15 protein-coding genes are annotated in these 14,700 nt (G+C 67.0%); 6 read left to right on the top strand and 9 right to left on the bottom strand.

Annotated features, from left to right (window positions below; translation table 11 throughout):
* The first annotated feature begins 29 nt into the window (after positions 1 to 29).
* The 6 genes from lepA to FOC84_RS04785 are packed head-to-tail and all read left to right on the top strand — an operon-like array spanning position 30 to position 5,889.
* The gene (gene lepA / locus FOC84_RS04810) at positions 30 to 1,823 is read left to right on the top strand and encodes a translation elongation factor 4 (protein ID WP_173143413.1); all 1,794 of its coding nucleotides are present in this window, start codon (positions 30 to 32) and stop codon (positions 1,821 to 1,823) included.
* 23 nt (positions 1,824 to 1,846) lie between these two features.
* Positions 1,847 to 2,731 carry a signal peptidase I gene (gene lepB, locus FOC84_RS04805; RefSeq protein WP_173143412.1) on the top strand — a complete coding sequence of 295 codons (885 nt, stop codon included), beginning with the start codon at positions 1,847 to 1,849 and terminating at the stop codon, positions 2,729 to 2,731.
* A gap of 2 nt (positions 2,732 to 2,733) precedes the next feature.
* On the top strand, positions 2,734 to 3,495 hold the full coding sequence (rnc, locus tag FOC84_RS04800; protein ID WP_042792396.1) for a ribonuclease III: 762 nt from the start codon (positions 2,734 to 2,736) through the stop codon (positions 3,493 to 3,495).
* The gene (gene era, locus FOC84_RS04795) at positions 3,492 to 4,382 is read left to right on the top strand and encodes a GTPase Era (RefSeq protein WP_173143411.1); all 891 of its coding nucleotides are present in this window, start codon (positions 3,492 to 3,494) and stop codon (positions 4,380 to 4,382) included. The genes rnc and era overlap by 4 nt, the downstream gene beginning before the upstream one ends.
* Positions 4,375 to 4,962, top strand: coding sequence for a DNA repair protein RecO (gene recO / locus FOC84_RS04790; RefSeq protein ID WP_173143410.1), 588 nt, complete (start codon positions 4,375 to 4,377; stop codon positions 4,960 to 4,962). Before era ends, recO begins: the two co-directional genes overlap by 8 nt.
* Before the next feature lie 18 nt (positions 4,963 to 4,980).
* A complete protein-coding gene (locus FOC84_RS04785; RefSeq protein ID WP_173143409.1) occupies positions 4,981 to 5,889 on the top strand; it encodes a LysR family transcriptional regulator in 909 nt (302 codons plus the stop codon).
* Positions 5,890 to 5,907: 18 nt separating this feature from the next.
* On the opposite strand, the gene FOC84_RS04780 is transcribed toward FOC84_RS04785, so the two are convergent.
* From FOC84_RS04780 to FOC84_RS04740, 9 genes are all read right to left on the bottom strand, one after another.
* On the bottom strand, positions 5,908 to 7,005 hold the full coding sequence (locus FOC84_RS04780; protein ID WP_173143408.1) for a pyridoxal-phosphate dependent enzyme: 1,098 nt from the start codon (positions 7,003 to 7,005) through the stop codon (positions 5,908 to 5,910).
* A 3-nt stretch (positions 7,006 to 7,008) separates the two neighbouring features.
* Positions 7,009 to 7,989: a succinylglutamate desuccinylase/aspartoacylase domain-containing protein gene (locus tag FOC84_RS04775; protein WP_173143407.1), complete on the bottom strand. Its 981-nt coding sequence runs from the start codon at positions 7,987 to 7,989 to the stop codon at positions 7,009 to 7,011.
* Positions 7,990 to 8,020: 31 nt separating this feature from the next.
* Positions 8,021 to 8,983 (bottom strand): Bug family tripartite tricarboxylate transporter substrate binding protein, encoded by a 963-nt coding sequence (locus tag FOC84_RS04770; RefSeq protein WP_173143406.1) that lies wholly within the window; start codon positions 8,981 to 8,983, stop codon positions 8,021 to 8,023.
* Between the two features lie 90 nt (positions 8,984 to 9,073).
* Positions 9,074 to 10,363, bottom strand: a complete 1,290-nt coding sequence (locus FOC84_RS04765) for an NTP/NDP exchange transporter (RefSeq protein ID WP_173143405.1) — start codon at positions 10,361 to 10,363, stop codon at positions 9,074 to 9,076.
* 4 nt (positions 10,364 to 10,367) lie between these two features.
* The gene (locus FOC84_RS04760) at positions 10,368 to 11,285 is read right to left on the bottom strand and encodes an aldo/keto reductase (RefSeq protein ID WP_173143404.1); all 918 of its coding nucleotides are present in this window, start codon (positions 11,283 to 11,285) and stop codon (positions 10,368 to 10,370) included.
* 94 nt (positions 11,286 to 11,379) lie between these two features.
* Complete coding sequence (locus tag FOC84_RS04755; protein ID WP_013392245.1) at positions 11,380 to 12,090, bottom strand: Bax inhibitor-1/YccA family protein; 711 nt, start codon at positions 12,088 to 12,090, stop codon at positions 11,380 to 11,382.
* A gap of 130 nt (positions 12,091 to 12,220) precedes the next feature.
* Positions 12,221 to 12,619: a hypothetical protein gene (locus FOC84_RS04750; RefSeq protein WP_173143403.1), complete on the bottom strand. Its 399-nt coding sequence runs from the start codon at positions 12,617 to 12,619 to the stop codon at positions 12,221 to 12,223.
* A 46-nt stretch (positions 12,620 to 12,665) separates the two neighbouring features.
* Positions 12,666 to 13,130: a DNA polymerase III subunit chi gene (locus FOC84_RS04745; protein WP_173143402.1), complete on the bottom strand. Its 465-nt coding sequence runs from the start codon at positions 13,128 to 13,130 to the stop codon at positions 12,666 to 12,668.
* A 22-nt stretch (positions 13,131 to 13,152) separates the two neighbouring features.
* Complete coding sequence (locus FOC84_RS04740) at positions 13,153 to 14,661, bottom strand: leucyl aminopeptidase (RefSeq protein ID WP_173143401.1); 1,509 nt, start codon at positions 14,659 to 14,661, stop codon at positions 13,153 to 13,155.
* Between the last annotated feature and the right edge of the window lie 39 nt (positions 14,662 to 14,700).

The following is a 14,700-nucleotide window of genomic DNA, read 5'->3' as shown; positions in this document are numbered from 1 at the left end:
CGAGTGTTCTGTCCCTTATAATTTCAAGCATGCAGCATATTCGCAACTTCTCCATCATTGCCCACATCGATCACGGCAAATCGACCCTGGCCGATCGCCTGATCCAGCGCTGCGGCGGATTGGCGGATCGCGAGATGTCTGCCCAGGTTCTCGATTCCATGGAAATCGAGCGCGAGCGCGGCATCACCATCAAGGCCCAGACCGCGGCGCTGCACTACAAGGCGCAGGACGGCAAGGTCTACAACCTGAACCTGATCGATACCCCGGGGCACGTGGACTTCTCGTATGAAGTCAGCCGCTCCCTGTCGGCCTGCGAAGGCGCGCTGCTGGTCGTGGACGCCTCGCAAGGGGTGGAAGCGCAGACCGTGGCCAACTGCTACACCGCCATCGAGCTGGGCGTGGAAGTGCTGCCCGTGCTGAACAAGATGGACCTGCCGCAGGCCGATCCCGAAGGCGCCCGCCAGGAAGTCGAGGACGTGATCGGCATCGATGCCTCGCAGGCGGTGCTGGCCAGCGCCAAGACCGGCATGGGCATCGACGAGATCCTGGAAATGGTCGTGGCCCGCGTGCCGCCGCCCAAGGGCGATCCGGATGCGCCGCTGCAGGCGCTGATCATCGACTCGTGGTTCGACAACTACGTGGGCGTGGTGATGCTGGTGCGCATCATTAACGGCGTGCTCAAGCCCAAGGACAAGATCCTGCTGATGGCCTCCGGCGCCACCCACCTGTGCGAGCAGACCGGCGTGTTCACGCCGAAGTCGCAACAGCGTCCGCACTTGTCGGCGGGCGAGGTGGGCTTCATCATCGCCGGCATCAAGCAGCTGGAAGACGCCAAGGTGGGAGATACCGTCACCCTGGCGAACAAACCCGCCGCCGGACCTCTGCCGGGCTTCAAGGAAGTGAAGCCGCAGGTGTTCGCCGGCCTGTATCCGGTTGAAAGCTCCGAATACGACCAGCTGCGCGATTCGCTCGACAAGCTCAAGCTGAACGACGCTGCCCTGATGTTCGAGCCGGAAGTGTCGCAGGCGCTGGGCTTTGGCTTCCGTTGCGGCTTCCTCGGTCTCTTGCACATGGAAATCGTGCAGGAGCGCCTGGAACGCGAATTCGACATGGACATCATCACCACCGCGCCGTCGGTGGTGTACGAGGTCGAACAGCGCGACGGTTCCGTGATCACCGTGGAAAGCCCGTCGCGCATGCCTGAAGTGGGCAAGATCGCCGACATCCGCGAACCCATCGTGAAGGTCACGCTGTTCATGCCGCAGGACTACGTGGGTCCTGTCATGACGCTGTGCAATAACAAGCGCGGCTCGCAGGTCAACATGAGCTACCACGGCCGCCAGGTGCACCTGGTGTACGAGATCCCGCTGGCCGAGATCGTGCTGGACTTCTTCGACAAGCTGAAGTCGGTGTCGCGCGGCTACGCTTCGATGGACTACGAGTTCCTGGAGTACCGCTCGGCCGACGTGGTACGCGTGGACCTGCTGATCAATAACGACCGCGTCGATGCGCTGGCCGTGATCGTCCACCGCAGCAACGCGCGCCACCGCGCCCGCGACGTGGTCACCCGCATGCGCGGCCTGATTCCGCGCCAGATGTTCGACGTGGTGATCCAGGCTGCCATCGGCGCCGAAATCATCGCGCGCGAAAACGTCAAGGCGCTGCGCAAGAACGTGCTGGCCAAGTGCTATGGCGGCGACATCTCGCGCAAGAAAAAGCTGCTGGAAAAGCAGAAGGCCGGCAAGAAGCGCATGAAGCAGGTGGGTAGTGTGGAAATTCCGCAGGAGGCGTTCCTGGCCATCCTGCAAGTGGAAGATAAATAGAACCCAAAGAAGGCGGTTAGCTGATGAGTTGGAACTTTGCCCTGATTCTTTTTGTTTTGCTGGTGTTGACCGGCATTATCTGGGTGCTTGATCTGGCAGTGCTGCGCAAGGGCCGCGAACGCCGGGCCCAGGCGGCAATGGCGCAATACGATACGGCCTTGGTGGGCGATGCCCAGGAAGCCGAGCGCCTGCGCCGCGAAGCCGGCGACGCCGCGCGCCGCATGCCGTGGTGGATCGAATACGCCGTTAGCTTCTTCCCCGTCATTCTGTTCGTGTTCATGCTGCGCTCGTTCGTGGTCGAACCGTTCCGCATCCCGTCGGGTTCCATGCTGCCGACCCTGCAGTCGGGCGACCTGATCCTGGTGAACAAGTTCAGCTATGGCCTGCGCCTGCCGGTCATCGACAAGAAGATCATCGAAGTGGGCAAGCCCCAGCGCGGCGACGTGTTCGTGTTCCGCTATCCCGTGGATCCGGACGTCGACTACATCAAGCGCGTGGTCGGCCTGCCGGGCGACGAGGTCGCCTACCTGGACAAAAAGCTCTACATCAACGGCGAATTGGTGCCGCATGTGCGCGATGGCGACTACTTTGAACCGGATCGAGTCTCGTATATTGCGCAATATAAAGAGAAGTTAGGCGAAGTTGAGCACAAAATCCTGCTGGATGAGGGTAAGCCGCAGGAGTATGGGGCGATGTGGCAATTTCCCAACCGCCAGAACTGCCAATACAGCCGTAATGGGGTACGCTGCAAAGTACCCGAGGGGCAGTTTTTCGCCATGGGCGATAATCGGGATAACAGCGCGGACAGTCGATACTGGGGCTTCGTTCCGGAATCCAATATCGTCGGGCGCGCGTTCTTCATCTGGATGAATTTCAGCGATCTCAGCCGCATCGGCCGGTTCAACTGATTATGTCGCTAGCCACGCTAGAAAACCGCCTGGATCACCACTTCAGTGATCCGGCATTGCTCGAACAGGCGCTGACGCATCGCAGCCACGGTGCGCGCCACAACGAGCGCTTGGAATTCCTCGGGGATTCCGTGCTGAACTTCGTCGTCGCGGCGATGCTGTTCGAGCGTTATTCCAAAATCGACGAAGGCGACCTGTCGCGCCTGCGCGCCAACCTGGTCAAGCAGGCCTCGCTGGCGGACATTGCCCAGCGGCTGGAACTATCGCAGTACCTGCGCCTGGGCGAAGGCGAATTGAAGAGCGGCGGTTTCCGCCGGCCCTCCATCCTGGCGGACACGGTCGAGGCCCTGTTTGGCGCCGTCTTCCTGGACGCGGGTTTCGATGCCGCCCGCCGCGTGATCGTGCGCCAGTACCAGCCGGTGCTGGCCTCGGTCGACCCCAAAACCCTGGGCAAGGACGCCAAGACCTTGCTGCAGGAATTCCTGCAGGGCCGCAAGCTGGCGCTGCCGGTGTACACGGTGGTGGCCACGCATGGCGCGGCCCACAGCCAGCAGTTCGAAGTCGAGTGCGCCATTCCGGCGCTCGAGATCAAGGTGATGGCGCCTGGCGCCAGCCGCCGCGCCGCCGAGCAATCGGCGGCCAAGCTGGCGCTGGAGGCCGCATTGGCCGTCAGCCCGGCGACCAAGGCCGCCCGCAAGTCGGGCAAGGCGCGCAAAACCGCGCAATTGTCGCTGCCGGTGGCAGTGGCTCAAGAGACTAAATGAGCGATACCCCTTTTCGTACCGGCTTCGTCGCCATCGTGGGCCGCCCCAATGTGGGCAAGTCCACCCTGACGAACGCCCTGATCGGTTCCAAGATTTCCATCGTGTCGCGCAAGGCGCAGACCACGCGCCACCGCATCCACGGTGTGCTGACGCGCGAGCACGAGCAGTTCGTGTTCGTCGATACGCCGGGTTTCCAGACGCGGCATGGCGGCGCCATGAACCGCATGATGAACCGCGTGGTCACGCAGGCCCTGGCCGACGTGGACGTGGTGGTGCATGTGGTGGAAGCCGGCAAGTGGTCCGAAGGCGACGCCAAGCTGCTGCCGCTCTTGCCCGCGCCCGAACGCACCATCCTGGTCGTGTCCAAGATCGACGCGCTGAAGAACCGCGACGACCTGTTCGCCTTCGTGTCCAAGATCATGGCGCTGCATCCCTACGGTGCGGTGGTGCCGGTCAGCGCCACCAAGAAGCAGCAGCTGGACCAGTTGCTGGAAGAAATCGCGTCGCGCCTGCCGGAAGGCGAGGCGATGTTCGAGGAAGATACGCTGACCGACCGTCCCATGCGCTTCATCGCCGCCGAACTGGTGCGCGAGAAGATCTTCCGCCTGGTGGGCGACGAGCTGCCCTACGGCTGTACCGTCGTCATCGAGCAATGGGAAGAGACCAACAAGGGCGCCAGCATCAATGCCTGCGTGGTGGTCGAACGCGATAGCCACAAGCCCATTCTGTTGGGCACGGGCGGCATGCACATGAAGCGCATCGCCACGGAGGCGCGGCAGGACATCGCCAAGCTGCTGGACAAACCGGTGCACCTGGAGGTCTACATCAAGGTGCGCAAGGGCTGGTCCGACCGCGAGGGTGCGCTCCGCGATCTGGGCTATGAGTAGAAGGGCGCCTCGCGTCCAGGATCGCCCCGGATACATGTTGCACGCCACTGCGTGGCGTGAAACCTCCCTTATCGTTCAGACTTTCTCCCGCGATCATGGCTGTGTGGCCATGGTCGCCAAGGGCGCCAAGCGCCCGTATTCCGTGCTGCGTCCGGTGCTGTCCGCGTTCCAGCCGCTGCTGCTGTCGTGGACCGGCAACGGCGAGGTCAAGACCCTGACCCGCGCCGAGATCGCCGGCATCCGCGCGCTGACCGGCACCGCGCTGATGTCGGCCTGGTACATGAACGAACTGCTGCTGCGGCTGCTGCCGCGCGAAGACGCCCACCCCTTGCTGTACGACGCCTACGATTTCGCCTTGCAGCAGCTGTCCGGCGGCACCCGCGCGGCGGGTGCGCTGCGCCGTTTCGAATGGACGCTGCTGCGCGAAACCGGCTACGGCGTGGATGAAGCGCCGCCCGATTTCGACGACCCGGTGATCGAACCGGCGTTGCGTCGCGACTTGCGCGAACGGCTGGCCGAAATTCTGGCCGGCCGGCCCTTGTCGACCCGGCGCGTGTTGCTGGACTTACAGCGCATCTGAGCGCACCGCGTTCCGACCATGACCTTCACGCTCAAGCAGGTCGAAACCTTCCGCACCGTCTATGAAACGGAAAGCGTGACCGCCGCCGCCAGGCGGCTGGACGTGTCGCCCGCCACCGTCAGCGCGACCCTGGCCGCGCTGGAAGCCAGCATCGAGCTGCGCCTGTTCGAGCGCGTGCGCCAGCGCATGCAGCGCACGCCCGAGGCAACCCTGCTGTACGAGGAAATCCGCCGCTTGAACGTCGGGCTGGAAAGCCTGGGCCGCAAGATCCGGGCGATCCGCGGCGCCGCGCAGCCGCGGCTGCGTATCGGCTGTATCCATGCCTACAGTGGCGCCATCATCAGCGACACCATCGCGCGCTTTCGCGAGCGCTATCCCGACACCGGCCTATATCTGCAGATCCGGGATTCCAACACCTTGCGTGACATGGTGGTGTCCGGCGAACTGGATCTGGCCGCGGTGGCCGACGAGTCCGAACTGGAAGGCTTGCGCGGCCACCGGCTGGCCAGCCTGCGCGCCGTGGCGGTCTTTCCCAAGGGTCATCCGCTGGCGCGGCTGGAACAGGTGGAGTTCTCGCATCTGGCCGACGCCGACGTGATCGCGCTGAACGCCGAGGATGGGTCGCGCAAGCGCCTGGACGCGCTGCTGGTGCAAGCGGGGCAGAGCCTGAAGGTGGCCATCGAGACGCCATACTCCAGCACCGTTTGCCAACTGGCGCTGGCAGGGCATGGCGTGGGCATCGCGAACCCGGCCACGGCGGTCGGCATGGCGGCGGCGGGCTTGTGTTATCGCCCGCTGGCCGCGCCGGTGCATTTCGAATGCCACATGATTCTGCACGGCAGCCGCCCCTTGTCCGAAGCGGGCAAGTTCTGGGCGACCTGCCTGCGCGGCGCGCTGGCGCCGCTGGTGGACAGCTTTGGCGTCTAGCGCGCGCAAGCCAGGGCCTTAGCCGCGGCGGCCGTCCGACGTCACGATCAGCACCACGGAAGATTCCGCGTCCAGCAGGCCCGAGCGGCGCAGCCGCGACACGGCTGCCAGCGCCGCGGCCGACGACAGCTCGGTGGCCATCCCCATGCGTTCCAGCCGCTGCTGTGCTTGCGCGGCCGCCGCGTCTGATATCTCCACGGGCGTGCCGCCCGAGCGCGACAAGGCTTCCAGCGATTGCAGCGTGCTGGTGCTGCCCGCGATCGAATACTGGTCCGTCATGCCGTCCCACTGCTTGCGCGCGTCGCCTGTCGCGCGGGCGCGCGACAGGCGGGCATACGGTTCCACCGCGTGCAGGCGGGGCAGGCGCGCGATGCGGCCGGTTTGCAGCAGATGCTGCCAGCCCAGGAAGATGCCCCACAGCAGATCGCCGCGCGCGGTGGGCACCACGATGTCGCTGGGCACGCCGCAGGTTTCCAGGATTTCCAGGGCGATGGGTTTGTAGCCTTCCACGCCATAGGGGTGGGTGCCCACGGGCGGATTCAGATAGTTGGTGCCCGCGAAGGCGCCGTGGTTGCGGCACAGGTCTTCGACGTGCGGCCAGCGGCTCAGGCTGTCCTCGAAGGCGGTCAGCCGGGCGCCGAAGCGTTGCATGGCCTCGCGCTGCAAGGGCGGGCAGTTGCTGGTGATGGCGATGTCGGCCTCCAGCCGCGCGGCAGCGCAATAGGCGGCCAGCGAGACGCCGGCATTGCCGCTGGAGGCGGCCGCCACGCGGGTGGCGCCGGCCAGGCGCGCGCGCGACACCAGTTGGGCCGCCATGCGGTCCTTGTGGCTGCCGGTGGGATTGGCGTTTTCGCATTTCAGCCAGAGCTGGCCCACCCCCTCGGTCTGCGCCAGCGCGGGCGCGGCGAGGCAGGGGGTGGCGCCTTCGCCCAGCGTGACGGCGTCCAGCACCGGCAGGGGCATGGCGCTGTCGGCCGAGGGCTGGTACAGGCATTCCAGGCTGGCGGGGTGGCCGGCTTCCAGGCAGCTGGGGCAGCCTTCAGGGTAATCGGCCGGCGGCCACAGGCTGGCGCAACGGATGCAGCGCAGGCCGGACAAGCTAGGGTTCATCTGCATGTGTCAGTACATCGAAGCAAGGGAATCGAGGGGAAGGGCGGGCGCGATCTGGATCAGACAATCGCCATCGTCGCTGCGGGCGATGGAGCGCAGGCAGACGACGGTGCCGGCCTGCGGGCTGGTCAGGGCGCGCGGCGCGGTGTCGGGGCGGGCGGGCTCCATCAGTTGGCCGATGCGCTGGCGCGCGTTGATCACTTGTCCCAGCTCGACCGCGGGCACGAACACGCCGGCCTCGCTGGCGCGCACGGTGGCGGCAGGAGCGTCCAGGTCGTAGAGGCGGACTTCGGGGCGGCGCGCGGGCGGTCGGTCGGGCAGGAGGTCGAGTTCGCCCAGGCAGCCCAGTAGGCCGTCGCGGCAGCGGTCGACCAGCGTCTGGCTGGTTTCGCGTCCCCCGCCGATCTCGGCGCTCAGGCGCAGCACGCCGTGGCGGCTGGCGGCCGCCGGCATGGAGCCGGATTCCGTGCCGCGGAAGAACATGCAATCGGGCAGCCCGAAGGCGCGCGCCAGGGCGGGCAGGCGTTCGTCATAGGCATCATCGCCGTAGCGCGTGATGACCGACGAGGGCAGGTAGCGCAGCGACGCGCCGCCGCTGTGCACGTCCACCAGCGCCTGTATGCGCGGTAGCAGCCGGGCTTCCAGCGCGGCCGCCACGCTTTCCGTGTAGCCGCGCGCCGGGGCGCCCAGGAAGGCGCGGTTGAGGTTGCCGTCGTCGGACGGCGACAGGCGCGTGCCCGCCAGCGAGGCCTCGGCGTTGGCCGCGGGCAGCAGGTAGACCGTGCCGCGCCGCAGGATGCCGGGCAGCAGGCGCCACAGCTCCAGAATGGCGGCCTGGCCTTCCCATTCGTCGCCATGCACGCCCGCCATCAAGGCGACGGCGGGGCCAGGCCCCGCCTCGATCCGCAGCATCGGTATGGTGACGCGGCGGTAGGCCGACGCGTTGGTCGCGGCGGCGCAGGAAAAGTCCTCGCGGCTTACCGTGGCCATGCGGCGGCTCCTGCGGACTTGGATATCCGGCTCAATCCAGCGTGGTGCCGGCGGCCTTGATGATGCCTTCCCATTTGGGCAGCTCCTTGCGTATCTGGTTCTGTACGTCCTGCGGCGTGCCGCCCAGCGGTTCCTGGGAGCGGCTGCGCAGTTCCTTGCTGACGCTGTCCGAGCGCAGCGCCGCGTTCATCGCCGCGTTCAGCCGCGCGATGACCTCGGGCGGGGTGCCGGCGGGCGCGACCAGCGCGCTCCAGGCCGACTGCTCGTAGTCGGGATAGCCTTGTTCCGCCACCGTCGGCACGTCCGGATTGGACACGGCGCGGGTCTTGGTGGTGACCGCCAGCGCGCGCAGGCGGCCATCCTTCAGGTTGCCGATCAGCGGCGGCAGGTTCTCCATCATGGAATCGACGTGGCCGCCCAGCAGGTCGGACAGTTGCGCGGCCGTGGCCTTGTAGGGAATCTGGCGCACGGCGGCGCCGGTCTGGGCGATGAAGAGCTTGACGCCGACCTCGCTGGTGGTGCCCGGGTCGGCCGAGGTCATCGTCAGGCGCTCGGGTTGGGCGCGGCTGGCTTCGATGAAACCCTTCAGGTCGCGATAGGGCGAAGACGCGTTCACCACGATGACGTTGGGCGTTTCGGCAACCAGCCCGATGGCGGCGATGTCGCGGTCCAGGTCATAGAGCTGCTGCTTGAACAGGAAGCGGTGCAGCACCAGCGTGCCGACGTGCGCATAGCCGATGGTGTAGCCATCGGCTGCCGCGCGCGCCACCGCCTGGGTGCCGATGCGCCCGCCCGCTCCGACGCGGTTTTCCACCACCACCGGCTGACCCAGCTGGCGGCTCATTTCCTGGCCCACCAGGCGCGCGGTGATGTCGGCGTTGCCGCCGGCCGCGGCCGGTACGATCAGGGTGATGGCGCGTTCCGGGTAGGCGGCCAGCGCGGCGGGCGCGGTCAGGCTGAGCAACAGGGCGGCAAGACAGGCAGTGCGTTTCATGACGTTTCCCCAGGCATTGAGAGCTGCGCCATTGTGCGGTCGCGGCCCAGGGAATATGTTTGTCTTAATGAGATGGATGTTCAATAAAACCTAAGGCTCATCGACATTGCGTCGGTCCGCCGTCCGGCCCAGGCCGTTGCCCACTGCGGCGGCGGCCAGCGCGCATACCGCGCCCAGCACGGCGATCAGGGCCGCGCCGTAGCCCAGCATGTCCACGCCCGCCTTGACCCAGCCGCTGGCCGCGTCGCCCGCGCGGTAGACCACGGTGTCGATGACGTTCTTGGTCTTGTACTTGTCCTCGGGCGAGACCGCCGTGAACAGCATTTCGCGCCCCGGCCGGATCAGGGCGTATTCGCCGACCCGGCGCACGATCATGGCCGCGGCCAGCACGCCGAACACGGGAAAGGCCGCCAGCGCCAGGAAGGCGGCCGTCATCGTCAGTGGCACGGCGGTCAGCAGGAAGCGCAGTCCCAGGCGGGTGGCCACGCGGCCGGTGATGAAGATCTGCGACAGCAGCGACAGCGCCTGCACCGTGAAGTCCAGCGTGCTGAAGACCCGGATGCGCTGGGCCGTGTCGGCAAAGGCATGCGCCACCAGCCGCGCCTGCTCCATGTAGAGAAAGGTATTCAGCGTGGCCAGCAGGACCACCAGCAGCGAAATCCCCAGCAAATAGGGGGACTGGAAGATGCGGGAGAGCCCCGCCAGGATCGAACCTTCCAGCGGCCTGCGCATGTCGTCCGCGGCCGCGTCTTCGCGGTGGGCCGCGCGCCAGCGCAGCAGCCAGCGCTTGAGGGGCAGGGTGGCGGTCAACAGCAGCGCCGACAGCAGCAGCAGGCCGGCGGGCCCCAGCGCGCTGGCCAGCAAGCCGCCCGCGAGCGGGCCGGCCAGTCCGCCGGCGCTTGCGCCCGCGGCAATCAGGGCGAACAGGCGCTTGGCGGACTCCATGCGGAACACGTCGGCCATCAGGCTCCAGGCGATGGAGACCACGAACAGGTTGAAGACCGACAGCCAGACGTAGAAGCTGCGCGCCGCCCAGACGCTGTCGGGCCGCAGATGGAGCAGGGCGGCGAAGCCCGCCATGCTGAGGGCGAAGACGGCGTAGACCCAGGTCACCAGCATGGCGCGCGGCACGCGCGCCGACAGCCAGCCGAACAACGGCACCACGGCCAGCATGGCGACGAAGGTCGCGGTGAAGAGCCATTGCAGCTGGTCGACGCCCGCCTGGATACCCATGGTCTCGCGTATCGGCCGCAGCATGAAATAGCCGCAGAACAGAAAGAAGAAGAACGCGAAGCCGCAGGCCGCCGGCGCCAGTTCCTCCCGCGGGATGCCCAGCGCCTGCGCGGCGCGGCCTGGCAAGCTGCCGGAGGCGGACGCCATGGCGTCAGGCCAGCAGCGCGGCGATGCGTTCCCGCATGGCGGCATCCGGCTGCGGCCCGAAGCCGGCCTGCGCGTTGTCCGCCATGTTGGCCGGCTTGGAGGTGGCGGGGATGACGGCGGTGACCGCCGGATGGCCGATGATGAACTTCAGGAAGATCTGCGCCCAGGATCCGCAATCGATCTCGGCGGCCAGCTCGGGCAGCGCCTTGCCCTTGACCCGGCGGAACAGCGCGCCGTCCTGGAACGGGCGGTTGATCAGCACCGCGACGCCGTGGGCCTGGCAGGCGGGCAGCAGGCGCTTTTCCGCGTTGCGGTCGCCCACGGACAGGTTGACCTGCAGGAAATCCGGCTTTTCACGTTCGACCAGCTCGGTCAGTTCGTCGTGGGCGTGGTCGGTGTAGTGCGTGATGCCCAGGTAGCGGATCACGCCTTGCTGCTTCAGCTCGCGCAGCAGCGCCAGCTGGTTGGCGGTGTCGATCAGGTTGTGCACCTGGACCAGGTCGAGCTTGTCGCTGCCCAGCGCCTTTTGCGATTGGCGCACTTGGCGCATGGCGGATTCGTGGCCTTGCGTGCTGATCTTGGTCGCCAGGAAAGTCCTGGCGCGCAGGCCGCTGTCGCGGGCCAGCAGCGCGCCGGTCACCGCTTCCGCCTGTCCATAGCTGGGCGCCGTGTCGATCAGCTTGCCGCCCTTCTGCAGCAGCGTGTCCAGCACCTGAGCCAGCGGCGCCATCGCGGCCTTGTCCGTGGGGGACACGTTGAAGGTGTCGGCGGTGCCCAGGCCGATGACAGGCAGCGCCACGCCGGATGCGGGTATGCGGCGGGCCAGCATGGGCGTCACCACGCTAAGGGCGCGAGCCGACCAGGCGGGACTGGCCATGGCGGCGGCGGCAGCGGTCTGGAGGAAGCGGCGGCGGTCGGGCATGGCGAGGCTCCTGCGGGAAAGGCGGCCCCGGGCGGGACAAAGAAAAAGGGCCTACACGTGAATGTAGGCCCTTTGCATCGGTTTGGCTGCGCGATTATTCGCGGTTGCCGCCGAAGATGCCCAGCAGCATCAGCAGGTTCGAGAAGACGTTGTAGACGTCCAGGTAGATGGCCAGCGTGGCGGACACGTAGTTGGTTTCGCCGCCGTTGACCACGCGCTGCAGGTCGACCAGCATGAAGGCCGAGAAGATGACGATGGCCAGGACCGAGATCGTCAGCATCAGCGCCGGCAGCTGCAGGAAGATGTTGGCCAGGGCCGCCACCAGGATCACCACCGCGCCGATGAACAGGAATTTCTGCAATCCCGACAGGTCGCGCTTGATGGTGGTGGCCAACGTGGCCATCGTGCCAAACACGATCGCGGTGCCGCCGAAGGCCGTCATGACCAGCTGCGAGCCGTTGCTCATGCCCATGACGAAGCCCAGCAGGCGCGACAGCATCACGCCCATGAAGAACGTGAAGGCCAGCAGCAGGACCACGCCCAGCGAGCTGTTCTTGTTCTTTTCGATCGCGAACATCAGGCCGAACGCGCCCACCAGGAACACGATGGCGGACAGGCCGGGGCTTGCGCCCATGACGCGGTTGATGCCGGTGTACATGCCCACGGCCGCGCCCAGCACGGTCGGGATCAGCGAGAGCGCCAGGAGCCAATAGGTGTTGCGCAGAACCTGGTTGCGCGCGACCTCGCCCGGCGCGCCGGCCACGGCGCCGGAACGGTTAAAAGGGGACGGACGATATTCGTTCATGGAGAACTCCTGTGTGCGGCAGAGTAATGGTTGCCTAGAAGGCTTAGACGGGAAGGATACCTTACAGTTCCCTGAAGAATCCACTTCTGACTAGGATTAGACCAGAGGCGGGGAATAGGTTCCAGGCGGGTCAACCCGGCCTGACGTCCAGCAGCACCCGGGCCACGATGCGCGGCAATTCCGCGTCCATGCGGGCCTGGATCTGCTCGATGGCTTCGGCCAGGGCCTCGCGCATCAGTTGCTCGACCTCGGCTTGCAGGCGCGCGCTCAGGACCGTCGCGTCCGGCGTTGCGGGGGGAGCCGCCGGGATGGCCGCTACGGGCTGAATGATATCAGGGGACGCATCGACGCCGTCCGCCACTTCCGTCAGGAGCGGAAAGGCGTCGGTGTCTTGGGCTTGCGCGCCGTCGTCGGCCAGTTCGGTCAACACGGGCGCGTCAGCGTCGTGCGGGGCCGATGGCTGGTAGAGCGAGGGTTCGGCCCGCTGGGTCAGGGTAGGAATGCCGGGGTCGGCGTGGCGAGAGGGCATGGTGGCTCCCGGATGTCGAGATGGCGCGCCGGTACGGTCGGCGCGGTCAGCCGTCAGGCTGCTGGCGGCTGAGGTCGTGGCTTTGCGGCGTGTGGCCCGCGGCCAGGTAGGTCCGCCAGCGCTGGCGGGCGGCCTGCTTGTCCTCGGGGTCGTCGGAGACGATTTCAAGCAGGCGCTCGAACGCTTCGAAACCAGGAGGGCAGTCGACATCCAGGTTCAGCAGCCAGGACGGCTGGGGCTGTCCGCCCTGGCCCGCCGCGGCGGCCGCCTGTTGCGGATCGCCGGTGGTCAGGATCACCGGGGTGTCGGCCGCCAGCGGATCGTTGGCCAGCACGTGCGGCACGAAAGACGTGTCGTCGAATGCCCAGAGCATGCGGTCGAACGCAGCCAGGCGGGAGCCATCCCTACAGTACACCACCAGCCGCTGCCCTGCCAGGTAGCGCTTGCGCACCACCTGGCAGGCGGTGCGCAAGCGGTCGGGCGCGCCGAAGGCGAAGTCGATGCGCGTCATGCGGGGTTCCGTTGCTGCCGTTTCAAGCCTGGTCCAGCAGGTACTGCATCAGCAGCGGCACGGGGCGGCCAGTGGCGCCCTTGTCCTTGCCGCCGCGCCAGGCGGTGCCGGCGATGTCCAGGTGGGCCCAGCGGTACGAGGTGGCGAAGCGCGACAGGAAGCAGGCCGCCGTGACCGCGCCCGCCGGAGGACCGCCGATGTTGGCCAGGTCGGCGAAGTTGGACTTGAGCTGTTCCTGGTAGGCGTCGTCCATCGGCATGCGCCATGCCGTGTCCAGCGACTGGCGGCCGGCCGCGGCCAGCGCGTCGGCCAGGGCGTCGTCCTTGGAGAACAGGCCGCTGTTGACGTTGCCCAGGGCCACCACGCAGGCGCCGGTCAGGGTGGCGATGTCGATGACGGCGGACGGCTTGAAGCGTTCCGCGTAGGTCAGCGCGTCGCACAGCACCAGGCGGCCTTCGGCGTCGGTGTTCAGGATTTCGATGGTCAGGCCGGCCATGCTGGTGACCACGTCGCCGGGCTTGTTGGCCTTGCCGCTGGGCAGGTTTTCGCAAGCGGGGATCAGACCCACCACGTCCAGCGGCAGCTCCAGTTCGGCCAGGGCGCGGAACGAACCCAGCACGCTGGCGGCGCCGCACATGTCGTATTTCATTTCGTCCATGGTGGCGGCGGGCTTGAGCGAAATGCCGCCAGCATCGAAGGTGATGCCCTTGCCGACCAGCACGATGGGGCCTTGCGCGCCCTTGGCGGCTTTCTTGGCCGCCTTGTTGCCGGCGTGGCGCAGGACGATGAAGCGCAGCGCTTCCTCGGAGCCGCGCGCGACCGACAGGAACGAACCCATGCCCAGCGCTTCGACCTGCTTGCGGTCCAGCACTTCGACCTTCAGCGACTTGAACTCGCGGGCCAGGCGCTTGGCCGTTTCGCCCAGGTAGGTGGGCGTGCAGATATTGCCGGGCAGGTTGCCCAGCGTGCGGGTCAGGTCCATGCCGTTGGCAATGGCGCCGCCTTCGCGCAGGCCCTTCTGGGCCTGGGCCGCGTCGGCGCGCTCGACGACCTGCACGATCTTCTTGAGCTTGGGACGGGCGTCGCGGTCGGGCTTGCCGAAGCTGGCGTCGTAATGATAGGTGGCGTTGCCGGCCGCGATGGCGGCGCTGCGGGCGCGCGCGAGGACGGCCACGTCCGTGATCGGGTTGGCGACCAGCGTGGACACGCCTTCGGCCAGCTGGGCCGCCACGCAGGCCGCGGCGAAGGCCTGCTCGGCCGAGGCGTGGGCGCGGGCCGAATATTCTTCCTGCTTGCCCAGGCCGACCAGCACCACGCGCTGCGCGGACACGCCGGGCAGATTGCGCAGGGTCAGCGTGGAACCGGCGCGGCCGCGGAACTCGGCCTTGACCACCGAACGCACCGCGCCATTGGAAGCGCGGTCGATGAGATCGGCGGCGGGGCTCAACACGCCTTCCGCGTAGACCCCGACGGCCAGGGCCGCGGTCTTGACTTGGTGCAGGGAAGCAGTGGTCTGTGTGCTAAATTCCATGAGGGTTTCCCGTGTACGTCTGTGTAGAATGCGGTCGAT

The organism is Achromobacter pestifer (assembly GCF_013267355.1).
GTDB classification, from domain to species: domain Bacteria; phylum Pseudomonadota; class Gammaproteobacteria; order Burkholderiales; family Burkholderiaceae_B; genus Achromobacter; species Achromobacter pestifer_A.
This window is presented reverse-complemented; position numbering and strand designations above follow the sequence as displayed.